Below are 21,861 nucleotides of genomic sequence, written 5' to 3'. Positions count from 1 at the left end.
GATGAGCAGTTCTTCCGCCATTGCTGACCGCCGTGCCCAGCTCGATGTCGGTGCCGTACTTGCAGCGGTCGATACCGTTCTCGGCTCCGCGTCCCGTCCGGTGGCGCTGCATGAACCCCGGCTGGGCGCGCGTGAGCGCGAATTTGTGCTCGATTGCATCGATACCAACTGGGTATCGAGCGCCGGCAAATATGTCTCCCGGTTCGAGCAGATGGTTGCCGCCGCCACCGGGGCCCGTCATGCCATCGCCATCGTCAACGGCACCGCGGCCCTTCATGCCGCGTTGCTGCTCGAGGGTGTGCAGGCGAACGATGAAGTCATTCTGCCGGCGATCACCTTCGTCGCGACCGCCAACGCCGTCAGCCATGCCGGAGCGATTCCGCACATCGTCGATTCCAGCTGGGATACGCTGGGCCTCGATCCCGCGGCGCTGGATGCGCATCTTGAGGAGATTTCGGTTCGCCGCAACGGTGACCTCTTCAACAAGCTGACCGGCCGGCGCATTCGCGCCGTCGTTCCGGTCCACATCTTCGGGCATCCCGTCGACATGACGCCGCTGCTGGCGGTCGCCGCGAAGTACGGCCTCGTGGTCGTTGAGGATGCGACGGAGTCGCTTGGCTCGACGTGGCAAGGGCAGGCGTGCGGCACGTTCGGCCATTCCGCCGTGCTCTCCTTCAACGGCAACAAGATCATCACGACCGGCGGCGGCGGCATGATCCTGACCGACGACGACGCACACGCCACACGCGCCCGCCACTTTACCACCACGGCCAAGAAGTCGCATGCCTGGTCGTTCGACCACGACGAAGTCGGCTACAATTACCGGCTCCCCAACATCAACGCGGCGCTCGGCTGCGGCCAGATGGAACGGCTGTCGGCGATGGTCGAGGCCAAGCGCGAACTGGCCGGGCGTTATCTGGCGGTGTTCGACGGTTTCGCCAATGCCAGCATCTACCGCGAGCCGAACGGCGCCCAGAGCAACTATTGGCTCAACACGCTCGTTCTCGACCGCGAATACGCCGGTGAGCGCGACCGGCTGCTATCGGCGCTCCATGCCAATGGCGTGCACGCCCGGCCGCTGTGGACGCCCATGCATGTGCTGCCGATGTATCGCAACTGTCCGCGTTCGCGGCTGCCGGTTGCGGAGGACATGTATGCGCGCTGCGTCAATCTTCCCAGCAGTCCGTTTCTGGCCGCCAGCGAGCAAACAACCACGATCAAAAATTGATGCCCCGCTTAATCTTCTTTACGATTCATAATACGACGCAATGGTGGAAGTACCTCGGTTCGCAAATCGATTTCGCGGACGTCACGGTACTGAGCGATCTGCGCGCGGACGGCGACAGGTCGCTGATCGACGACTTCTATCGCTTTATGCGGAAAGGTGATGCGGCTGAAACGGCGGTCGCGCGGTTTGGCGAGGAGGGATGTGCGGAGATTATCCTCCGCTGCCGGGTGCTGCGCAGCCTGGATCGGGGGCTTGCACTGAGGATGATCGGGGGCATGGCGCAAGCCATCGAGCGTGCTTTTGACGACCTCGACCCCGATCTCGTGGTGACATTCACTATGGATCGCTACGTCTTCGACGTGATGGAACGAATCGCGCGCGCTCGCGGTATTGATTTTCTGGAAATGACAACGTCGATCATTCCGGATGAAGTGATGCTCATGCGCCGGGGAAAACCGGTTCGGCTTCGAGAACCTTCGGAAAGCGAAGTCGAGGCCGCGGTACGCCTGCTTTGCGAGTCGGATTTTGTGCCGGCCTACGTTCGTAATGCCAGGAAATTCTCGATGTTGCGGTTCTGGCGCGTGTTCGGTTACTTTGCGCTGCGCGGTGCATACTTCAACGTGTTGCGGTTTCTCCAGAGAGACCGTTTCAACCTGCATTATTTGGACGCGTTGAAACGTTTGAAGCATAAGGTTCGGGTAAGCGACGTTGCCGCCCTCAGCCTGCTGGACCGGAAATGGGAAGCGCGGCTTGACGAGGTGCCCCGCCAGCGCCGTGCCTTCCTGGCGCTGCAGCTCTTTCCGGAAGCATCGATGGACTATTGGTTGAAGTCCCATGACATGCTTGCGCACGACGACGTGATTGTACGATACTGCGAGGTGCTCGGTGAAGCGGGCTACCGCACCTTCGTGAAGGATCATCCGCTGCAGTTCGGGTTCCGCCAGATCGAGTTGCTTGAGCGACTGGCGAAGCTGCCCTTCGTAACGTTGGTTCCGTACGAGGTGCCAGCCAACTTCATGCTCGATAAATGTGCGATCTCGATCTCGTTTACGGGAACGGTCGGCTTCCAGGCCGCTCTGTCCGGACTTTGTTCTGTCGTCACCGAGCCCTATTATGCGACAGAACGGCACTTCATCCACGTCCGCAGCTTCGACGAAATCGGAAGTCTCGTCGAGCGCCTCAAACAGTGGTGGCCGGCAGGCGAATTGGGGGAGGTACGGCGCGATATTGTCCGGCACATGGCGGCGATAAGCGTTGCAGGCAATTATTTCACCTGGCACAGATTTGATCCCGAAAAACCGGGAGCCCGCGAGGCCGCCGAATCGCTGGTGCGCTCGTTGAACCAATATTTGCCAAGGTTTCTGAAATCTCGCAAGACCGCTGCGTAGTCTCTTGGGTTGCGCTCGCAAGTTATCCCGATCCCGGGCGGTCAAGCCTACAGGAATGGTGCGATGCGAGTTCACATAGCTGGCTTCCTGAAACGACCGGCCGTCGTTGCGGCGATATCGATTTTGATCCTGCGCGGCCTCACGCTATCGAGCCGCTTTCTGTTGTCCGTGTTGCTTGCGCGAATGCTTTCGCCGGATGAAATGGGGCAGTATGGGCTGATAACCGCCGTGCTTGCCTTCGCGCTGCTCGCTCTTGGTCTGGAATTCTATTCGCATACGTTGCGTGAAATGGTGCCGGCGACGCCGGAGAAGCGAACGCAAATCATCGCGGACCAAATTACGCTCAGCGCGATAACGTTTCTGATCATCGGCGTCGCTGCATCGTTGGCCATATTCACGGGTCTTTTCCCTTCCAGGCTTGCGCCGTGGTTTCTGCTGATTCTAGCGACGGAACACCTCTCGCTTGAAGCAACGCGCATCTTGATCATCACGTCGCGCCCGGTTCGGGCCTATTTTGTGGTATTTCTCCGCGGCGGAATCTGGGTTTACGCTATCGCAACCCTCATGTTCGTCGTGCCATCGGAGCGTACGCTCGAAGCAGTTCTGATCTGGTGGGCTCTTGGAGGCGCTCTTTCGATTGCGTTTGCGGCGTTCTCCCTCTCCGACCTCCCGTGGCGCAACTTGAAGCGCTACCATCCCGACTGGGCCATGATGCTTGCGGGCCTACGCACGGCTCGTCCGTTCATTCTGACCGCGGCCGGCGCGCTCATTATTTCCTACGTCGACCGCTTTATCATCGACAAATTTATTGGGCGCGAAGCGTTGGGCATCTACACCTTTTATTCCACCATTTCGATCGGCCTGTTGTCGCTCGGCGCTTCGGCGTCCCACCAGTTCCTGCCTAAGGTCATCGCCGGTTATGCGTCCGGCCGAGACGCCTACCGGGCAAATCTTCAGTCGTTTTTCTGGTCGTTGTTCGTCATAACCTGCGGAATGACGATTGTTGCCGGCCTCACGATGTGGCCGATGCTGGCGTTGTTTGGCCTGTCGCAGTACGCCGCCAGCATCTGGGTTTTCTATTCGATGTTGCCTGGGGTTTTGCTGCGTATCCTTGCCGATGTTCCGTCATACGCTCTCTATGCGGCGCGAGCCGATGGCAGCCTGCTGCTCTGCAATGTCGGGTCTGCGATTATTTCCCTACTGCTCAATATTGTCCTCATCCCGATCCTCGGCATTTACGGGGCCGCAATAGCCAGTGGCGTTGCCAGCGGCGTTCTTCTTCTCGCCTTGACGTTTCTCACGGTGCGCAAAATGCGCGAAGTTCATGCGTCGCCCGGTGCGACGAGCCTGGCTGGTCTGCCAACGGATGCAGAGATGCTCTACCCGTAAAGCATCATCGGCGCGCAGCAGAGCGACGAGCCGCCCGTTGGTCCGGCCATTGCTAGGGGGGCCCTAGCTTGCTACATCAAGTACAACTTTTCTCCCCGATTTCGAACCTCGAAAATGCAGCAGTTTTTTAAACTAGCACGCAGCGTCTCGTCGCCCGCGATACTCGTCACCTCAATCTGGTGTGCGATCGTGATCGGCGTCGCAATCGGGCCCATTGATTATCCGCAGCAGCCGTCCGCGATCGTGCTGGCTGTGATTACGCTGGGCGTTTTGCTGTTTGTTTCGGGACACCAGGCAGGCATCTGGTGTTTCAGTGTCTGGTTGCGGCACCGGTCGAATTTTCCGGCGTCATCTGCGGGGGTTCTGCATATAGCCGTGGCCTCCGCTTCATTGGTCGGCGTGGCCGGGATCGCGCTGATAGCCGTCGATCGCGTCGCGCTGAGCGGCGTGATCAACGGCGGCTATTCGGAACTGCTGCGCTGCGCGCCTGACTTGGTTGATTCCATCGAAATCAAGCGAACGCCGCTGATCTATGTCGGGTACCTGACATTCTCCTTTGCCTATGCCGCGTTGGCGTTGTTCTTGCTGAAGGGAGAGGAGTTCCATGGCTGGGTCGCGTACGTTGCGCAGCTCTCCATCGTATCACCGGTCGGCTACGCGTTGCTCTATTCCGGACGGATGCCGATTCTCTTCATGATCATGCTGATCGTCTCGACGGGATTGGTTCGCATTCGGCAGGGACGTTCGATCCTGCCGCGAGGGCATTACCTGCTCGCCAAGATGGTCGTCTTTCTGCTGCTATTTGGCATCTACACCAACGCGATGTGGTCGAGCAGACGCAATTTCTGCATTCAGATGAGTGGGGTGATACAGGAACTGCAGCTGAAGGATCGGCAGAAGAAGTCTGAACAGATGCGTGACTACCAGCAGCATTTGGCCGAGGCCGGGAAGTCTCGCAGTGCGTTGATCGACGCCGCCGACTTGAGTTCGATGATTGAGCGCGCGAAACCGTCGCGCGACGCCATTCCGCCGACGCGGTCGGCGGCGGCGAGCGGATTGCTGAGCAGGATGGAGGAGCTATGGTACGCTAGGCCACGGGCTTATGTCCTGCAGGCGGTCGAATCCGGCCGCCTCTCGTCGGACGCTGCCATCGATATTTTGAGCACCTACTTTTATCTCACGCATGGCGTCCGCATCATCGATACTGTGTGGCATGCCCGCCAGCAATTGTCTCCGCATTGGGGGGCCTATGAAATCGGGGTTCTCTCGCCAATTCTCCGGGTCTTCGCTCCAAACAGCCAGTGGCTGACGACGATGACCATGCAGCTTAAGTCGACCCAAATTTATGGATTCTTCCCGACGGTTTGGGCGGCCGCTTTTATCGACTTCGGCGCGATCGGCTCGATCATCTATATTTTGATCTGGGGATTTGCCGCGGGCTGGAGTGACTTCCGGGCCAGGACTTCTGAGTTGGCGACGCCGCCGCTGCTGTTGACGTTTATTCTCGCGAGTATTTTTCTTAGCCCGATTCAAGGCCCTCTGGGTATCGCCAATTCTGCCTTGGTGTTGTGCTCGATGGTCGCCCTTGGAATGGCCGTCGACCTCGCGACCGTGCTCTCGCGGTCTCGCCGGCTCGAGCCCGGGATATCTAGCGCATGATTAAACTGAGTTGAAGCATCTCGTCGTCGATGTCTTGTTTGAGATTGATCTTTTCGGAAAGTCGATTGTCATTCTTCCGGATGATGCTTCAGCGGCAACGATCAGCGCGCCGGAATTCCGCGGAGCCACGCGGCGGTTTCGGCAACGCCTTGCTCCATCGTGTAGGGCAGAGGCCCGCAGACGGCTTCCGTCGGTCTGAGGTCGAATTGATATTGCGCAAGCACATTGTTGAGCCTGAACGAATTGAACGGGAACCGCTTCAGTCCGATCGCGTTCACAGCGTCGCCGCACCGCGCTAGCATTCGCGCGAGCGCAATCGGTACGTGCGGAATGGGGCGTGACTGCAGCGCGCGCTGGAAAGCGTCGCTCCAGGAGAGCAGGTCGATCGGTTCGTAGTCGGCCAGATAGAATGTTTTCCGGTGGATTAGATCCGCGGGCGCTTCAAGGAGACGCAAATACTGGAACGCAATGTTTTCGATGTAACTATAGGACTTCCTCAGCGGGCTGTTTCCGACATGAAAGTAGTGTCCGCGCTCAATCATGCGGAGAAACCGCTGGTAGTGCGGACTCATGCCGGGGCCCCAGACCGTGGTCGGGCGGACCAGGCACCATTCACGGACCGCACCGTCTTCTTCGCGAACGATCTGTTCGGTGCGGATCTTGCTGAGGCCGTATAGTGTGTCGGCCTTATAGTCGGTGTCATCGCGCGGGACGTAGCCGACGCGGCACACGAGCTGCGACGAAGTCCAGATCGCCCGCTTGATCGATGGCGTGAGGCGAATAGCGGCTATCAGGTTCTGCACGCCCTCGATATTGGTCGCGTAGCCTGCCAACTTGGCCGTTTCGTCCAGATCGGTGCGTGCCGCCAGGTGAACCAGCGCATCAGGCGCTAAACTCTGAACGATTTCGTTGAGCCGGGCCGCGTCAAGAATGTCGCACAAATATTCCGATGCCGCGCTGGATCCCTTGTCAAGACCGGCGACTTCCCATCCTGCAGCCCCAAGTCTCCGCACCAGAGCTTGACCAATGAAGCCAGAGCTGCCGGTCACAAGAACCTTCATGTTGACGTCGCTATCTCCATGGTGAACAAGGCTCGCTTGACCGGTATCGGTGGCTGATCTACCAAATCAAACTGTCAATTGCAAACTAGTGCACCAGATTTCGAGTCTAATCCTCTGAAATGTCAGTGCCTTGAGCGGTGCTTCGGGAGTTCTATGAAGAGGTTCGTCTCGACTGTGTATCGTGGCCTCAACCGCTTGATCGAACCCTTCGGGGTTAGACTTTTGCGGACCAATGCTCCGACACGTAGTTTTTCTCTATTCTTCAAGCACCTCAAAGCGCTTGGATTCGAGGCTCGCACGGTTGTCGACGTGGGGGTGGCGTTCGGAACGGCCGCTATTTACGATGCATTTCCCCGCGCACGGTATTTTCTGGTCGAACCGGTCGCCGAGTGCCGTCCGGTTCTGGAAAAGTTGAAACAACGGCTTAACGCAGAATACTTTCTCGTCGCTGCGGGTGCGGAGAATGGGGAAGTCACCTTCAACGTTCACGACGACATTTCAGGGTCTAGTCTTTTCCCGCAGGTCGAAGGCGAGGCGCTGGACGGCGAAGCTCGGCCGACGCCAATGAGAAGGCTGGATTCGCTGTTGCCGGCTACTCTGGAGCGCCCGGTGTTCCTCAAACTCGACACGCAGGGCGCCGAGATCGAAGCCCTTGAGGGTTTGGGCGACCGGATCGCGGAAATTGACCTGCTGATCGTTGAGACCACGATGATGCCGATGCGTCATGGTATACCGCAATTTGCGGATGTGGTGCGCTACTGCGACGAGGCGGGGTTCGCTGTGTATGACGTGCTGGAGGGCCACGTGCGGGCGCTAGATGGCGCGCTCGCGCAAATCGATCTCGCGTTCGTGCCGAAGGAGAGCGTGCTGCGGCGTCAGACGGCGTTTTTCAACCCTGATCAACTGGCAGACTATCTCAAGACGCCGAGCAAACTTCGCGGCACCGGAAGCTAGATCGGTTTCCGGCTGAAGTGAATCTATTTGTGCAAATAGGGATTCCCTAGCGGCTGCAAATCAGATTCGGTCGTCGCTACGAGCAGCGGCGAGGGGCTATCATGGCAAAGGGTTATTCGACGGATTTGAGAGATCGCGTGGTGGCCTTGGTCGAGGGCGGTGAGAGCCGCGGTGAAGTGGCGCGGCTGCTTGATCTTGCGGCCTCGACGACTATCCGCTGGATGGATCGCTGGCAGACAACCGGTAGCGTCGCGGCGAAGCCTGGCACTGGCCACTGCCCGCTCGCCGCTCAAGCCGCACGAGCAGTGGCTGCTCGACCTGGTGAGCGCGGAGCCCGATCCGACACTCGACGAGATCGGCATGCGGCTCGCATCGGCCAAAAGGCTGAAGGTCGGCAGAACCTCGATCTGGCGGTTTTACGAGCGGCACCGCATCACGTTCAAAAAAACACTGCACGCCGCCGAACAGGATCGACCTGATGTCGCCGCTGCACGCGCTGCGTTGAAAGCCGAGCAATCGTCGTTACGGAGGCGACGGCTCGTTTTTATTGATGAGACGTCGGTGACGACCAAAATGGTTCGCCATTCCGGTCGCTCTCCGCGTGGCAAACGACTCGTCGCGAGTGTACCGCACGGCCACTGGAAAACCCTGACGTTCATTGCGGCGCTACGCGTCAACGGCCTCACCGCACCTTATGTCATCGATGGAGCGATGGATGGAGCTACGTTCATGGCCTATGTCGAGCAAGTGCTCGTACCGACGCTGACGAAAGGCGACATCGCATTCATGGACAATCTGCGGACCCACAAAATCGACGGGGGTGCGCGAAGCAATCGCGGCTGCTGGCGCAACAATCCGCTATCTGCCCGCCTATTCGCCAGACCTCAACCCAATCGAGATGGCATTCTCGAAACTCAAAGCTGCGCTGCGCAAAGGCGCCAAGCGCACCGTGAAGGAACTCTGGCGGTTGATCGGTAAACTCGTAAAATCGTTTGCGCCCGACCAATGCGCCAACTATTTTCGCCAGGCCGGCTATCGACGCTGACCTACATCAAGTGGAATCTGCTCTAGTTCCGGCTGGTGCGTGGCGCTTGCAAAGCGCCGCTGGTCAGATTTCTGCGAGCAGGATGAAGATGCAACGCCGCTCGCCCTTGTTGACCATTCCGCCGCGATGCACACCGTTGCCGTCGAACAGCACGCAGTTGCCGTAGTTCGACGTGGCGCTGAAATGCCCTTCGCGCAGGCGCTGGACGTCGGTGGAATCGTCGCGCAGGTCGCCGCCGAAATCCGCCTTCTTCCTCAGGAACGCCGGAAGCGCCATGAACAGTTTGCGCGCTTCGGGCTTGCGGCCGGAGAAGCCGCCGAAGTCGTTGGTGCGGCGGACCATGCCTTCGAACCAGCCGATCTCGGCGTTCTGGCTGCCGCGGACGTAGCAGAACGGGCCGCCATCGGGACCGATGTCGTGGACATAGATCGCGCATTTCAGCATGCCGTAGGTGGCGTCGATGTGCAGGTAGCTGCCCCAGGGGTCGTTCAGCTGGGTGTCGGGGAATACGCCCTTCCAGAACGTATAGCCGTCATCGTTGATCTGCGCGTTGACGTGCTTCACGCCGACCGGGCGGCCGAGATAGGCGCTGGCGGCTTCGATGATGCCGTAGCGGTTGAAGATCTCCTCGACGGTCGCGAAGGCCTCCGGATCGGACGAGCGCGTACACCAGTAGACGTTGTCGTCGAACTTGCGCTTCTCGAGCGGAATGCCGGCGCGGCGTTCGTCGAGCCTGGCAAATCCACGATGGGTCACAGTGCGGACCTGCTCGATCTCGTCGGGCGAGAGCGTCAGGGGGACGATGCCGTCGGATTTGATCTGGTTGAGAAGCGCCGGGTTCGCCGGAGTTGCCGGACGACGCGCGCCGGTCAGCGTGCCGATCGTGCGGCTGGCGCGGATGCTTGTGTACATCGAGATGTAGCGCAACGCGGTTCTGAAATTGAGCCCGCTGAAGCCGGCCTCCTTGGTCAGCAGCGGCATGTTGTCGTAATCGACGATGCGCCGGATGGTGACGAAGGCAAACGTCCGCAGGAAAACGTTCAGCGCGTGTATGCGTTCGCGCAATGTCGCCTTGGGAAACAGTCCGCCATACGCCGGATGGGCGTCGTAATCGATCTTGGGCAGGGACGTGCCGCTATAGGGAGGAATTGGCAGCGCCTGCATCCGGGCTTCGCGTGCGCTGGGCGCCACATCGGACAGCGAGTCGATTGTCGTCATTGGAAGATTCTCCGGCAATGCGCGGTTCGTTCAGCCGCCCGATCTATACAACCTGCGGCATCGTGCAAGCAACAAAGAAGGCCCTTCACGAGGCCGGCCGAGGTTAATCCTGGGGCGTCGCTAAGTCGTGGAAATGCTTTGGAAAAGCATTCTTCAGGTCGATCTTTCGAAGGGTTCCAGCGATCTTCTCGGATGCGCCGCCCCGGCCGTAGGGCGGTTCGCCGGACACGTCAGGCTGGAACCGGCCCTCGAGGATGCTGCGAAGCGCTGCAAGAACAGTGGTCTGGTCGGCGGGGCAATCGATGATCGACGCCGCGCGCAAGCGGCCGAGCTGGCGGTCGCCGATATTGACGGAGGGAACTCCGATTGCCGGAGCCTCCAGAATGCCGCTCGACGAATTGCCGACCACGGCATCGGCAAGCCGCAGCGCCGCCCAGTAGCGTTCGCTGCCGAGTGAAGCAAACAGATGCGCCCGGCCGGGCCGCGCCGCCACGAAGGCCCTGACGGCATCGTCGATCATGCGGTATCCGGGATCGGCGTTGACACCGGTGAAGATAAAACTGCGATCCTCGATCTGCGCCAGCGCGCCCAGAAGTGCTGTGACATTCGTGGCATCGGCGTCGGGCCGCGCGGTGGTCGGATGCAATGTCACCAGCAGGAATCGTTCCGGACCGCTGATGCCGAGCGCCTTGAACAGAGCGGGCCGGTCCATCGCCGGTGCGGTCGCAGCCAGATCCAATCCGGGTGCGCCGACGTCAAAGACAAAATCCGGATTTTCTCCCATCTGGATGACGCGGCGCCGATACGGCTCGGCGGCCGTAAAATGCACGCAGGCCATCTTGGTGATGGCATGGCGAATGGCGTCGTCAAACGCGCCGGCCGTGACCTCGCCGCCGTGGATGTGGGCGATCGGGATATTCAACAGCGTCGCGGCCACTGCGGCCGATAGGATTTCGTAGCGATCCCCAAGCACCACCAGCAGATCCGGCGCGAGTCTTGGAAGCGCGTCGGCAAAGCCGGCCACGCCGATCCCGGTGCCGCGCGCCACCGTCTCGGCGCGGTCGTCGCTGAGCTCAAGGTCGATCCTGGCCGCAATCGGAAATCCGTCGGCCTCAACGATGCGCCACGTCTCGCCGAATTTTGGCAGCAGATGCATGCCACAGACGATGACCTGCAGATCGACGTCATCCAGCTTCTGCAGCCGCGTCAGAACACCTTTCAGCAATCCGTAATCGGCCCGCGACCCCGTCACCACGGCGATGCGGCGGGGCGCTGCTGTCATGGCTGTTTTCGCCAGGGAGACGCGTCGAGCATGCCGTGCTCGATGACGTAAGACGCGTAGGCGAGGTCGGCCGCGGTTTCGATTTCGATTGAATGCAGACGGTCCATCAGGATTCCGTAGCTCGCGGCCGGGTCGGCATAGACCTTCCGGTGCTTCCGCATGGCGTCCCAGCCGATCAGGTAGAGCGCGCCATTCATGGTTACCTCTAACGGCTGGTCCTGCCGCCGCTGCGCCGGTGTTTTCAGCATCTTGTCTACGATGCTGCCGATCGAACCGTCCTGGCCGAGCGGTCCGACGAAGATCGATGACACCTCCGTCTCGCGCATTCCGACCACGAGGCTGGCGTTGCGCGCCACGAACAGATCGATCGCCTCGTCAAAATGCTCGGGACGCGCGAACGGCGATGACGGCTCCAACAGCATGATGGCGTCGTAGCGGCGCTTTTCGTGGGCCTCGATCCAGTCCATGGCGTGGAGCACCACGTCGTTGGAAGAGGCGGTATCGGTGGCAAGCTCCGCGGGACGCTCAAACAGCAGCTCGGCGCCGTGCCTGACGGCCTCGCTGCGAATCTCGGGGCTGTCGCTGGAAACGATCAACCGGGAACAGTAGCGCGACTGCCGCGCCGATCTGGCCTTGTAGCCGATCAGGCTGAGCCCGCCGATTTCGCGAAGGTTCTTTCCCGGCAATCCCTTCGATCCGCCGCGTCCCACCAGCAGGAACAATATCTCCGCAGTGTCAGCCATGTGCTCTCGATAAATCCTGCCGCCGGCATCGAAGCGTCGCCCGCTCCGCGTTGCTTTTATCAGTGTACTCGACTAAGACAACCGCTTGATTTAGGGGGCGATTTCGATCGTCCAAACCGGTCAGCGACGAAAAGCGCATGCATCGCCGAACCATGATCATTGCCGAGGCCGGCGTTAACCACAACGGCGATTGTGCCAGGGCGCTGGCGCTGGTCGAGGCGGCGGCGCGCGCCGGTGCCGACGTGGTCAAGTTTCAGTCGTTTCGCGCCGACAAACTGGCGACGGCGGAGGCGGCCAAAGCCAGTTATCAGCGGGTCACGACCGGTGCTGCGCAATCCCAGCTCGAGATGCTGCGCGCGCTCGAACTCCGCGAAGGCGACGAGCAGCGCATTGCCGCTGCCTGTACGGCCGCCAACATCACCTACATGTCGACGCCGTTCGATGCCGACAGCGCGACGCATCTCGTGAAAAGCATCGGCGTCGCCACCTTGAAGGTCGGCTCGGGCGATCTGACCAATGCGCCGTTGCTGCTGCACCTCGCACGGTTTCGCCTGCCGATCATCCTGTCGACGGGAATGGCGACCTTGGCCGAGGTCGAGCAGGCGCTTGGCGTGATCGCGTTTGGCTATCTGCACGACGCAGCCGCGCCGCCGACGGCTGCGGATTTCTCTAACATTCTGCTCGACCGCAAAACCTGGACTGAATTGCGCGGCAAGGTGACGCTGCTGCATTGTACGACGGAATATCCGGCCGACCCGCATTCGATCAATCTGCGCGCGATGGCGACGCTATCCCATGCGTTCGGACTTCCCGTCGGTTTCTCCGACCACAGCCGAGGTATCCATGTCGCGACCGCGGCGGCTGCGCTTGGCGCCTCCGTGATTGAAAAGCATCTCACGCTGGATCGCAACCTGCCGGGACCCGACCACCGCGCCTCCATCGAGCCGGATGAGCTCGCCGCGATGATCGCAAACATCCGCGACGTCGAGCTCGCGCTCGGCGACGGGCGCAAAATTCCGGCGGCGGAGGAAATCGCCAATCGATCGGTGGCGCGCCGAAGCCTGGTAGCGACCAGCGCGATCCGTAGCGGCGACCTTTTCACGGAGCAAAATCTCGGTGTGAAGCGTCCGGGCAAGGGAATACCGCCTATTGAGTATTGGGCGTATCTCGGCAAGAAGGCCGATCGCGACTACGCGGCCAATGAGGCGCTGGAGCCATGAGCCTGATTGTGCTCTGTGCCGGCGGCCATGCCCGCGTTGTCATCGAGGCGTTGCTGAGCCGCGGTAAGCGTCCCAGTGCGGTGACCGACCGCGATTCCGCGCGCATAGGCACATTGCTCGGGGGAATTCCGATCACAGGCCCGGACGAAGACATTCTGAAGATGAAGATCGATCAGGTTCAGCTCGCCAATGGCCTCGGCAATCGCGCATCGCGGTCGGACTCCGGATTGTCGGGCCGGCGCGAGTTGTTCGGCCGGTTTGCTGCGTTAGGGTACGCATTCCCCGTGATATCCCATGCGTCGGCGGTGATCGCATCGGACGCTTCGCTTGGCGACGGCGCGCAGGTGATGGCGGGCGCGATCATCCAGCCGGCGGCGCTAGTCGGGCGAAATGCGCTGGTGAACACCCGCGCGGTGGTGGAACATGATTGCCAGATCGGCGATCACGCTCACATCGCGCCAGGTGCTGTGCTGTGCGGCGGTGTTGTGGTCGGCGAGGGCGCGCATATCGGCGCGGGGGCGGTGGTATTGGGCGGCGTCAGCGTCGGCGCCGGTTCCGTTATTGCGGCGGGTGCGGTAGTCGCAAAGAATGTCGAGGCCGGCGCGTTTGCCGGCGACGACCGGGAATAGCACGTTATGAATGGAGCATTCGTTGTCAGCGAAGAAACGCCGTTGATCGAGACGCTGCGGCGCATCGATCAGGGCAATCTGCAATTGGCGATCGTCGAACGCGACGGAAAGATCGTCGGCACTGTGACCGATGGCGACGTGCGGCGGGCGCTGCTCGGCGGCGTCGGCCTCGATGCGTCGGTTGATCTCGTGATGAACCGGACCCCGATCACGGCGCCGGCCGGGATCACCAATCCGGCCGCGCTCAATCTGATGCGCCGTCATTCGATCCATCAATTGCCGATCGTCGATGCCGAAGGAAAAGTCGTCGAGGTCAAGCTGATCGACGACCTCGCGCTGGCCCAGCAAAGCGATCACTGGGTGGTGCTGATGGCGGGCGGCCTCGGCTCGCGGCTGAAGCCGATCACCGATGACATTCCAAAGCCGCTCATCAAGGTCGGCGACAAGCCGATCCTCGAAACCGTGCTCGGCCGTTTCGTCAAGGCGGGCTTCGGCAGATTCTTCATCTCGGTCAACTACAAGTCGGAGATGATCCGCGACTATTTCGGCGACGGCTCGGCCTGGGGCGTCGATATCAGCTATCTCGAGGAGAACGAACGTCTCGGCACTGCCGGCGCGCTTTCGCTGTTGCCGGAGCGGCCGAAGCAGCCGTTCTTCGTGATGAACGGCGATCTGCTGACAACGGTGAATTTCGAGCAGATGCTGAAATACCATCGCGAGCATCAGGCGTTCTCGACCGTCTGCGTGCGCGAGCACTCCGTCACCGTGCCGTTCGGGGTGATCGATTTCGACGATCACCGCCTGCTCGGCATTCGCGAAAAACCGACGCAGAAATTCTTCGTCAATGCGGGCGTCTATCTGCTCGACCCTGGCGTGCTCGATCATATCGCCGAGAACGAAGTGGTCGATATGCCCACCCTGATCGAGCGGACCATCGCCGGCGGCAAGCAATCCGTGGTGTTCCCGCTGCGGGAATACTGGATCGACGTCGGCCGCCTCGACGACCTGCAGCGCGCTTCGGACGAATTCCAGAGGGTTTTCGGGTGAGTACCGACCGCACCTTGCGCGAATTGATGTCGCTGGACGGGCGCGTCGCGCTGGTCACGGGAGGCGCCGGCCACATCGGCAGGGCCATCGGCCATGCGCTGGCCGAGCTTGGGGCTAGCGTTGCCGTCGTCGACCTCTCGCAATCCGGCGCAGAGGCAGCCGCGGACGAACTGAGCCGGCGCTGGCCAGTCGCCGCCGCAGGCTTTGCCTGCGACCTCGAGCAGTCCGAGCAGGTGCGCGATCTGCCCCGCTTGGTCCGTGAGCGCTTCGGGCGAATCGATATTATCGTCAATTGCGCGGCATTCGTGGGAACCAGCGGCCTCGATGGCTGGGCGGTTCCATTCGAGCAGCAATCCGACAAGACCTGGAGGAGGGCGCTCGAGGTCAATCTCACCGCCCCCTTCATCCTGACCCAGGCCGCTGCGGCCGATCTCAAGGCCTCCGGCCACGGCAGCGTCATCAATATTTCCTCGATTTACGGCCTCTCGGGGCCCGATTGGCGGCTCTACGAGGGAACCAGCCTCGGCAACCCCGCCGCCTATGCCGCCAGCAAGGGGGGCCTGATCCAGGCCACCCGCTGGCTCTCTACGACCTTGGCGCCGCATGTCCGGGTTAATGCCATCGCACCGGGAGGCGTGTTTCGGGACACCCCTGAGCCATTCCTGGGCCGCTATACCGCCCGCACCCCCCTTGGCCGCATGGCACGCGAGGAAGACTTCAAGGGGGCGATGGCCTATTTGGCGACCGATTTATCTGCATACGTGACCGGCCAATGCCTAGCGGTCGACGGTGGATGGACCGTGTGGTAAGGCCACCGCAGATATGAAATTGTGAGAATCCAGGAAATGTTGAGCTGTAGCAAATGCCTGTTGCCGGAAACGGCAGAGGCGACATCGTTCGACACCGCCGGCTCCTGCAGCGTCTGCGCGCAGATCGAGGTGCGCGACACCCAGATCAATTGGGAGGAGCGCCATGCGCAGATGTTGGAGTTGGTCGCGCAATACCGCGACAAGGGACTTTACGACTGCATCGTGCCCTATTCCGGCGGCAAGGACAGCGTTTTCCAGCTCTGGTATGTGGTGAAAAAGCTGGGGTTGAAGCCGCTGGTGGTGCGTTTCGATCACTGGTTCTATCGCCCGCTGATCGAAGAGAACAATACCAGCGTGTTCAAGCAACTCGGCGTCGATGTCCTGAATTTCACGCCGAACTGGCATGTTGTCCGCGAGCTGATGTTGGAATCGCTCAAGCGCCGCGGCGATTTTTGCTGGCACTGCCACACCGGTATCTATGCCCACACCATGCAGATCGCGATCCGCTACGAGACGCCGCTGTTGTTCTGGGGCGAGAGTCTCGCCGAATACCAGTCGTTCTATTCCTACGACGAGATGGAAGAAGTCGACGAGAAGCGCTTCAACCGCGCGATGAATCTGGGCATCACCGCCGACGATATGTACGAATTTTTGGGCGGCCGCGTCGCCAAGCGCGATCTGTATCCGTTCGTCTATCCGCCGCGGAAGGAATTGATGCGGATCAAGTGCCGTTCGATCTGCCTCGGCAGCTACATTAAATGGGACACCAAGAGGCACGTCGAGATCATCAAGCGCGAACTCGGCTGGAAGGGGCAGGAAGTCGAGGGGATTCCGCCGGAATACGACTATGAGAAGGTCGAGTGCTTCTTCCAGGGCGTGCGCGACTATTTGAAATTCATCAAGCGCGGCATGGGCCGGACCAATCATCTCGCCAACATCGACATCCGCAACAAGCGAATGACGCGCGAGGAAGGCGAAAAGCTCGTTCGTCAATATGACGGAAAGCGGCCGCCGAGCCTCGATCTGTTCCTCGATTATCTGCAACTCACCGAAGAGCAATTCCTCGGCATCGCGATCAAGCACGAGGTCAGTCCGTGGCAGTTCTCACCAAACGATGTCGAGCCGGGCAGGCGGATGCCCGATATGGACAAATGGGACCGGACCGAGGTGCCATGGCCGAACCATCCGGGTGTTGAGATCGGCGGCAAGGGTTGAACAAGGGTAAATCGAGCAGCGCCTGATCGGTGCGTCGGAGCTTGAGTGATGTCAGACGTTGCGATCGTCGACTACGGCATCAACAATGTGCGGTCGGTCCGCAATGCCGTCGAGTATTGCGGCTACAATCCCGTCGTAACCCACGAGGCGTCAGCGATCGCTGACGCCTCGCACGTCATCTTGCCGGGGGTCGGTGCCTTCGGCGATGCCATGAACAACATCCGCGCCCGCGACATCGATGAAATCCTCAATCGCCAGGTCCGCGAAAAGGGCAAACCGTTTTTGGCCGTTTGCCTCGGGATGCAGTTGCTCGCAAAGACCTCGGAAGAGCACGCCGACGACGGCGTCCTGCATAAGGGCCTCGGCTGGTTTGATGCCGACATCCAGCGTCTGCGGCCCAACGATCCCAAGCTGAAGATCCCGCATATGGGCTGGAACATGGTGGCCAAGGAGCGCAACCATCCCATCCTTGCCAATATCAGCGAAAAGAACCTGGCGTTCTATTTCGTGCACAGCTTTGCGATGAGCTGCAACAACGCCGAAGACATCGTCGGCCTCGCGCAATACGGCCAGCCGGTCACCGCGATCATCGCCAAAGACAATATTGCCGCGACCCAGTTTCATCCCGAGAAGAGCCAGGACAGCGGGATCGAACTGGTCAGTAATTTTCTCCGCTGGAATCCATAAAGCGCGAAATGCTCAAAAAGAGACTGATTCCGAAATTTCTGCTGCGCGACGGCAGGCTGGTGAAATATGTCAGGTTTTTCCAGAACGAACGGATTGCCGGCAATCCGGTGACGACGGCCAAGGTGTACAACGACTACGGCGTCGATGAATTGATCGTACTCGACATCGTTCCCAGCGAAGCCTCGCGCAGCCGCGTCGTCGATATCATCGAGCGGATGTCGGAGGAGATCTTCATGCCGTTCACCGTTGGCGGCGGCGTCAAGTCGCTGGACGACATCAACATGCTGCTGCGCGCTGGCGCCGACAAGGTCTCGGTCAATTCGGAAGCGGTACGGCGGCCGGAATTCGTCCGCGACGCCGCGCGGATATTCGGCGATCAGTGCATCACGGTGTCGATCGACTACAAGAGGATCGGTGCGCACCATGCCACCGTATTCATCGACGGGGGCCGTGAGCATGCAGCGCTTGATCCGGTCGAATGGGCGCTGCGTTGCGAGGACCTGCACTGCGGTGAAGTGCTGCTGGGATCGATCGACCGCGACGGCACAATGTCCGGCTACGATTTGGACATGATCCATAAAGCCGCCAGCGCGCTCAGCGTTCCCTTGATCGTCTCGGGCGGTTGCGGTTCACTGCAGCATGCAATTGATGCGCTCGAAGCCGGCGCTTCGGCGGTGGCGATTTCATCAATGTTCCTGTTTACCGATCACAGCCCGATCAAGCTGCGCAGCCATCTGGCGTCGCGAGGTCTTGACGTTCGCACCAGCGCCGGCAGCAGGAATTAGGATCGTGCAAGTTTCGCTCAGTCGAACCGAACTTGCGCAGTACGTGCGAAAGCAGTTTGAGAACCTCTTTCCCGATGGAACGGATCTCTCGGATTTGCCGAAATTCATCGATTTGGCGCTTGGCCGGGTCGAGCATTGCTTCTCCCGCGTTAGGCTGAAGGGCTATTTCGCAAACGGCCAGCCGCGCTTTTCGCACCGGCATTCCGATCAATACGCGATCTTCCTGTATTATCTCGCCAACAGGGCGTTCCATGAAAAGCCCGGCCACCCGATCGCGGACAAGGCCTATGCACTCAACAAGGCGCTCCACGCGCTGGACGCCTATTATGAAGTGCAACTGCCCGATGTGTTCGCGGTCCAGCATCCCGTCGGAACCGTGCTGGGCCGCGCCAGCTATTCCGATTATTTCATCTGTTACCACAACTGCACAGTGGGCGCGAACCTCGACAACGACTATCCGTCGTTCGGCCGTGGCGTCGTGATGTATGGCGGCAGCCGCGTGATCGGGAAGACCTCGGTCGGCGACAACAGCTTCGTATCGACAGGCGCGATCATCATCGACGGCGGCAAGCTGGAAGGCAGCAGCGTGATGCACGGTATTTATCCGAATGCCGGCCGCTCGCGCACGGACCGCAACGTGATCAGCGATATCTTCGGCGTCTAGAGGTCAAGTCAGCCGCTTGAAGCCGGAATGGGCGACCGGACCGCGCAGCAACTGGCGCACGGCGTTCTGGTCGATGGCGATCTTCAAATCGCGAAACACCTGATTGACCGCTTCGAGATAGCGATCCACATGCGCGTCGGTATGCGCCCACATCGCATAGAACGAACCGGTCCCCAATATGCCGCGGTCCAGCATCATCTGCGTGAACAGGGTGCGGACTTCCTGGGCCTCAGGCACGTCGAAAGCGAAGTGACCGAGCGGCGAAATGCCGGAAATATTAAGTGGAAGGTTGGTCGCCCGTGCAGCTTCTGCCCAGCCTTTCTGAACGCGGGTACCGATCCGCATCAGGTGCCGGGCGACATTTTGTTCGCGGTGCTTGCGTAGCGTCGCTAATGCCGCGACCGGTCCGACACGCTCGGTCCAGGCCGTCGAACTGATAAAGGTCTCTTGCGCCGCGTCCATCACGGAGTGGCGGCCGACAATCGCTGCCATAGGAAACCCGTTGGCGATCGCTTTGGCGAACACGGCGATATCGGGATCCACGCCGTAAGCGAGATGCGCGCCGCCGCTGTTGATCCGGAAGCCGGACGTTACTTCGTCGAAAATCAAAGCCGCGCCAGAGCGGTCGGCGAGCGCGCGACTTCCCTTGATGAATTCCGGCGTGGGTTCGCTACTGCGCACCGGCTCCATTATAATGGCCGCAAGCCGGTCGCCGTGCTCGGCGACGATGGCTTCGATTTCGTCGAGCCTGTTAAAGTGGAATGGGTGCATCAGTCCGGCAAGACCGCGCGGAACGCCCTTGGTGTCGAGGCCCGGAAGCAGATGGCCATCGAGCGTGGTAGTTTTGCCGAGATTGGCGCTCAGATACCAATCATGCCAGCCATGATAGCCGCAGAACGCCACCATGTCGCGGCCGGTCGCGGCACGCGCGATGCGGACGGCGATCGCCATGGCTTCGCCACCGGCGCGGCCGAAGCGCACCATATCGGCCCACGGGTGCAGCTCGACCAGCAGTTCCGCGAGTTCGACGTCCTCTGCGCAATTCAGCGTCGACATCGAGCCCATGTCGATCGCGGTTTTTACCGCGGTGTCGACGTCCGGGTCGGCGAAGCCCAAAATGGTTGCACCGATGCCGCAATAGCTCATGTCGAGATAGGTCTTGCCGTCGAGGTCGACGACCTCGGCGCCCTTGGCCGACTTGAAATAGGTCGGCCATTGTTCTGGCAGGAACATTTCCGGGCGCTTCGACAGCAATTGGGTGCCGCCGGGCATGACTTTCCGCGCGCGTCGGTAAAGCGTTTGGCCAGTGCTTGACATGCTCACTGTTTCTTTCAATGAATTGAATCTTTCAGTATCCAATAGCTCGTTTCGAGGCAAGCTGCGCCCCCCGTCCACGAAATCGTTTACCTGGCTGCGCATCCGGCTTGCCCAGCGAGCGCCAGATCTCGCTCGCATCGCACGGACATCCGTCACGGCCTTTGTTAGAGACGGCATTACGCAGCTTTCCATTTGCTTTTTCATGGGTTAATGAACGTCCGAGTTTAACCCGAAATTGGCAGTATTCGCAATGTCCAGCAAAAGGCCGCAGCACGACACCTCCTACGGCCCGATTTTTCGATGTCAGGTTTGCGGGTCCGAACGCCTTGATCTGGTGATGGATCTCGGCCATCAGCCGCTCTGCGATTCGCTGCCTTCGCTCCATCAACTGAATGGACCTGAACGAACGTTTCCGTTGCGTCAGATGTGGTGCCGCGATTGCACGCTGTCGCAAATCGATTACGCCGTTGCCGGCGAAGAGGTCTACCACTCCGAGTATCCGTACAAGTCCGGCGTCACGAAAGAGCTGGTCGTCTATCAGCTCGCGCTTGCCCAAGAGATTGTTACCGAACTCGGGCTGGCGAAAGACTCGCTCGTGGTGGATATCGGTTCGAACGACGGCACGCTGCTCTCGGGATTCAAGCTGCTGGGCATGCGCACGGTTGGTGTGGAGCCCACGAACATCGCCAAATTGGCCAACGACGCCGGAATTGAAACGGTCCAATCGTTCTTCGACGAGGAATCCGCGCGACGCATCGTGGAGTCTCGTGGTCGCGCCAAGGTGGTCACGGCGACCAACGTCTTTGCGCATATGGCAACGCTCGGTCAGTTCATCAGGGCTCTCGAAATCCTGCTGGATGATGATGGCGTGTTCGTGCTTGAAAATCATTATCTCGTCGAGATCATGCGCACCGGACAGTTCGATACCATCTATCATGAGCATCTGCGGTCCTACTCGGCGAAATCGATCCTGACCCTCTTCGGCTTCTACGATTTTACGGTGATGGATGTGCGGCAGGTGGCGAGGTACGGCGGCAACATCCGTGCCTATGTCGGCAAGGGGCGCAATCGCCGGGTTAAATCTTCCGTTGGACAAATCCTGCAGCTCGAAAAGGATTTCGGTCTTGATGACCCGGCTTGCTACGCGGCCTTTCGGACCCGTGCGGACAAGGGCAAATTCGATCTCCTGCGGCTTGCTCTAAAATGCCATGACGAGGGCAAGAGCTTTGTTGGCAATTCCTGTCCGGGGCGCGCCAGCACGCTGCTGAACTATTGCGGCATAGATCGTTCGCTGATGCCCTACATTTGCGAGCAGCCAACCTCATTGAAGCTCGGCCTGCATTTGCCGGGCAAGCACATTCCGGTCGTTAACAATCAACGTCTTATTGATGAGCAGCCTGACTATGTCGTGTTGCTGGCCTGGCATTACGGCGAAGCGATCGCAGCCCAGTTGCGCGCGCGAGGGCTGCGCTCCCGTCTCGTCATGCCGCTTCCAGAGCTTCAGATTATCGACGCGTGACG

The 21,861-nt window shown here is 60.2% G+C and carries 20 protein-coding genes and 1 pseudogene; 15 read left to right on the top strand and 6 right to left on the bottom strand.

The genetic code is table 11. From position 1 onward, the window contains the following. Position 1: 1 nt before the first annotated feature. The 4 genes from NL528_RS31770 to NL528_RS31755 all read left to right on the top strand — a co-directional run bounded on the left by NL528_RS31770 (position 2) and on the right by NL528_RS31755 (position 5,664). Positions 2-1,228 (top strand): LegC family aminotransferase, encoded by a 1,227-nt coding sequence (locus tag NL528_RS31770; RefSeq protein WP_309178326.1) that lies wholly within the window; start codon positions 2-4, stop codon positions 1,226-1,228. After that, on the top strand, positions 1,228-2,616 hold the full coding sequence (locus NL528_RS31765) for a hypothetical protein (RefSeq protein WP_309178325.1): 1,389 nt from the start codon (positions 1,228-1,230) through the stop codon (positions 2,614-2,616). The genes NL528_RS31770 and NL528_RS31765 overlap by 1 nt, the downstream gene beginning before the upstream one ends. A 63-nt stretch (positions 2,617-2,679) precedes the next feature. Further along, complete coding sequence (locus NL528_RS31760) at positions 2,680-4,005, top strand: oligosaccharide flippase family protein (protein ID WP_309178324.1); 1,326 nt, start codon at positions 2,680-2,682, stop codon at positions 4,003-4,005. Between the two features lie 114 nt (positions 4,006-4,119). Next, complete coding sequence (locus NL528_RS31755) at positions 4,120-5,664, top strand: hypothetical protein (protein WP_309178323.1); 1,545 nt, start codon at positions 4,120-4,122, stop codon at positions 5,662-5,664. Between the two features lie 101 nt (positions 5,665-5,765). Here the strand turns inward: NL528_RS31755 and NL528_RS31750 are convergent, their stop codons facing one another. Beyond that, on the bottom strand, positions 5,766-6,725 hold the full coding sequence (locus tag NL528_RS31750; RefSeq protein ID WP_309178322.1) for an NAD(P)-dependent oxidoreductase: 960 nt from the start codon (positions 6,723-6,725) through the stop codon (positions 5,766-5,768). Between the two features lie 153 nt (positions 6,726-6,878). On the opposite strand from NL528_RS31750, the gene NL528_RS31745 reads away from it, so the two are divergent. Then, a complete protein-coding gene (locus NL528_RS31745) occupies positions 6,879-7,679 on the top strand; it encodes an FkbM family methyltransferase (RefSeq protein ID WP_309178321.1) in 801 nt (266 codons plus the stop codon). Positions 7,680-7,780: 101 nt separating this feature from the next. Continuing rightward, positions 7,781-8,724 (top strand): annotated as a pseudogene (locus NL528_RS31740) (IS630 family transposase). A 63-nt stretch (positions 8,725-8,787) separates the two neighbouring features. On the opposite strand, the gene NL528_RS31735 reads toward NL528_RS31740, so the two are convergent. From NL528_RS31735 to NL528_RS31725, 3 genes are all read right to left on the bottom strand, one after another. Further along, the gene (locus tag NL528_RS31735) at positions 8,788-9,942 is read right to left on the bottom strand and encodes a hypothetical protein (protein WP_309178320.1); all 1,155 of its coding nucleotides are present in this window, start codon (positions 9,940-9,942) and stop codon (positions 8,788-8,790) included. Between the two features lie 103 nt (positions 9,943-10,045). Beyond that, complete coding sequence (neuC, locus tag NL528_RS31730; RefSeq protein WP_309178319.1) at positions 10,046-11,224, bottom strand: UDP-N-acetylglucosamine 2-epimerase; 1,179 nt, start codon at positions 11,222-11,224, stop codon at positions 10,046-10,048. After that, the gene (locus NL528_RS31725; RefSeq protein ID WP_309178318.1) at positions 11,221-11,967 is read right to left on the bottom strand and encodes an acylneuraminate cytidylyltransferase family protein; all 747 of its coding nucleotides are present in this window, start codon (positions 11,965-11,967) and stop codon (positions 11,221-11,223) included. Before NL528_RS31725 ends, neuC begins: the two co-directional genes overlap by 4 nt. Before the next feature lie 137 nt (positions 11,968-12,104). On the opposite strand from NL528_RS31725, the gene neuB reads away from it, so the two are divergent. From neuB to NL528_RS31685, 8 genes are read left to right on the top strand one after another with little or no spacing between them, the layout of a single operon-like run. After that, positions 12,105-13,187 carry an N-acetylneuraminate synthase gene (gene neuB / locus NL528_RS31720; RefSeq protein ID WP_309178317.1) on the top strand — a complete coding sequence of 361 codons (1,083 nt, stop codon included), beginning with the start codon at positions 12,105-12,107 and terminating at the stop codon, positions 13,185-13,187. Continuing rightward, positions 13,184-13,816 (top strand): acetyltransferase, encoded by a 633-nt coding sequence (locus NL528_RS31715; protein ID WP_309178315.1) that lies wholly within the window; start codon positions 13,184-13,186, stop codon positions 13,814-13,816. The genes neuB and NL528_RS31715 overlap by 4 nt, the downstream gene beginning before the upstream one ends. Before the next feature lie 6 nt (positions 13,817-13,822). Further along, the gene (locus NL528_RS31710; RefSeq protein ID WP_309178314.1) at positions 13,823-14,863 is read left to right on the top strand and encodes a nucleotidyltransferase family protein; all 1,041 of its coding nucleotides are present in this window, start codon (positions 13,823-13,825) and stop codon (positions 14,861-14,863) included. Further along, positions 14,860-15,672: an SDR family oxidoreductase gene (locus NL528_RS31705; protein ID WP_309178313.1), complete on the top strand. Its 813-nt coding sequence runs from the start codon at positions 14,860-14,862 to the stop codon at positions 15,670-15,672. The genes NL528_RS31710 and NL528_RS31705 overlap by 4 nt, the downstream gene beginning before the upstream one ends. Positions 15,673-15,708: 36 nt before the next feature. Next, positions 15,709-16,887 carry an N-acetyl sugar amidotransferase gene (locus tag NL528_RS31700; protein ID WP_309178312.1) on the top strand — a complete coding sequence of 393 codons (1,179 nt, stop codon included), beginning with the start codon at positions 15,709-15,711 and terminating at the stop codon, positions 16,885-16,887. 48 nt (positions 16,888-16,935) lie between these two features. After that, complete coding sequence (hisH, locus tag NL528_RS31695; protein WP_309178311.1) at positions 16,936-17,574, top strand: imidazole glycerol phosphate synthase subunit HisH; 639 nt, start codon at positions 16,936-16,938, stop codon at positions 17,572-17,574. An 8-nt stretch (positions 17,575-17,582) separates the two neighbouring features. Beyond that, positions 17,583-18,359: an imidazole glycerol phosphate synthase cyclase subunit gene (locus NL528_RS31690; protein ID WP_309178310.1), complete on the top strand. Its 777-nt coding sequence runs from the start codon at positions 17,583-17,585 to the stop codon at positions 18,357-18,359. Between the two features lie 4 nt (positions 18,360-18,363). After that, entirely contained in the window at positions 18,364-19,023 is a 660-nt protein-coding gene (locus NL528_RS31685; protein ID WP_309178309.1) for a hypothetical protein, read from the top strand. Between the two features lie 3 nt (positions 19,024-19,026). Here the strand turns inward: NL528_RS31685 and NL528_RS31680 are convergent, their stop codons facing one another. Both NL528_RS31680 and NL528_RS31675 read right to left on the bottom strand, forming a co-directional pair. Further along, positions 19,027-20,340 (bottom strand): aminotransferase class III-fold pyridoxal phosphate-dependent enzyme, encoded by a 1,314-nt coding sequence (locus NL528_RS31680; protein WP_309178308.1) that lies wholly within the window; start codon positions 20,338-20,340, stop codon positions 19,027-19,029. Positions 20,341-20,371: 31 nt separating this feature from the next. After that, positions 20,372-20,692, bottom strand: coding sequence for a hypothetical protein (locus NL528_RS31675; RefSeq protein ID WP_309185338.1), 321 nt, complete (start codon positions 20,690-20,692; stop codon positions 20,372-20,374). Here NL528_RS31675 and NL528_RS31670 point away from each other — a divergent pair. Next, a complete protein-coding gene (locus NL528_RS31670; protein WP_309178307.1) occupies positions 20,591-21,859 on the top strand; it encodes a class I SAM-dependent methyltransferase in 1,269 nt (422 codons plus the stop codon). The genes NL528_RS31675 and NL528_RS31670 overlap by 102 nt on opposite strands. Positions 21,860-21,861: the final 2 nt, after the last annotated feature.

The sequence above is a fragment of the Bradyrhizobium sp. Ash2021 genome, from assembly GCF_031202265.1.
Classification (GTDB): domain Bacteria; phylum Pseudomonadota; class Alphaproteobacteria; order Rhizobiales; family Xanthobacteraceae; genus Bradyrhizobium.
The sequence above is the reverse complement of the archived record's forward strand: the minus strand, read 5'-3'. Positions and strand labels throughout refer to the sequence as shown.

What these genes read in the sequence shown, in the direction of transcription:
- NL528_RS31750 (WP_309178322.1), bottom strand. Translation starts at nt 6,725, where the DNA reads ATGAAGGTTCTTGTGACCGGCAGCTCTGGCTTCATTGGTCAAGCTCTG.
- hisH (WP_309178311.1), top strand. Translation starts at nt 16,936, where the DNA reads ATGTCAGACGTTGCGATCGTCGACTACGGCATCAACAATGTGCGGTCG.
- NL528_RS31670 (WP_309178307.1), top strand. Translation starts at nt 20,591, where the DNA reads ATGTCCAGCAAAAGGCCGCAGCACGACACCTCCTACGGCCCGATTTTT.
- NL528_RS31700 (WP_309178312.1), top strand. Translation starts at nt 15,709, where the DNA reads ATGTTGAGCTGTAGCAAATGCCTGTTGCCGGAAACGGCAGAGGCGACA.
- NL528_RS31675 (WP_309185338.1), bottom strand. Translation starts at nt 20,692, where the DNA reads ATGGCCGAGATCCATCACCAGATCAAGGCGTTCGGACCCGCAAACCTG.
- NL528_RS31680 (WP_309178308.1), bottom strand. Translation starts at nt 20,340, where the DNA reads ATGTCAAGCACTGGCCAAACGCTTTACCGACGCGCGCGGAAAGTCATG.
- NL528_RS31690 (WP_309178310.1), top strand. Translation starts at nt 17,583, where the DNA reads ATGCTCAAAAAGAGACTGATTCCGAAATTTCTGCTGCGCGACGGCAGG.
- NL528_RS31735 (WP_309178320.1), bottom strand. Translation starts at nt 9,942, where the DNA reads ATGACGACAATCGACTCGCTGTCCGATGTGGCGCCCAGCGCACGCGAA.
- neuB (WP_309178317.1), top strand. Translation starts at nt 12,105, where the DNA reads ATGCATCGCCGAACCATGATCATTGCCGAGGCCGGCGTTAACCACAAC.
- neuC (WP_309178319.1), bottom strand. Translation starts at nt 11,224, where the DNA reads ATGACAGCAGCGCCCCGCCGCATCGCCGTGGTGACGGGGTCGCGGGCC.
- NL528_RS31715 (WP_309178315.1), top strand. Translation starts at nt 13,184, where the DNA reads ATGAGCCTGATTGTGCTCTGTGCCGGCGGCCATGCCCGCGTTGTCATC.
- NL528_RS31745 (WP_309178321.1), top strand. Translation starts at nt 6,879, where the DNA reads ATGAAGAGGTTCGTCTCGACTGTGTATCGTGGCCTCAACCGCTTGATC.
- NL528_RS31760 (WP_309178324.1), top strand. Translation starts at nt 2,680, where the DNA reads ATGCGAGTTCACATAGCTGGCTTCCTGAAACGACCGGCCGTCGTTGCG.
- NL528_RS31755 (WP_309178323.1), top strand. Translation starts at nt 4,120, where the DNA reads ATGCAGCAGTTTTTTAAACTAGCACGCAGCGTCTCGTCGCCCGCGATA.
- NL528_RS31770 (WP_309178326.1), top strand. Translation starts at nt 2, where the DNA reads ATGAGCAGTTCTTCCGCCATTGCTGACCGCCGTGCCCAGCTCGATGTC.
- NL528_RS31710 (WP_309178314.1), top strand. Translation starts at nt 13,823, where the DNA reads ATGAATGGAGCATTCGTTGTCAGCGAAGAAACGCCGTTGATCGAGACG.
- NL528_RS31725 (WP_309178318.1), bottom strand. Translation starts at nt 11,967, where the DNA reads ATGGCTGACACTGCGGAGATATTGTTCCTGCTGGTGGGACGCGGCGGA.
- NL528_RS31765 (WP_309178325.1), top strand. Translation starts at nt 1,228, where the DNA reads ATGCCCCGCTTAATCTTCTTTACGATTCATAATACGACGCAATGGTGG.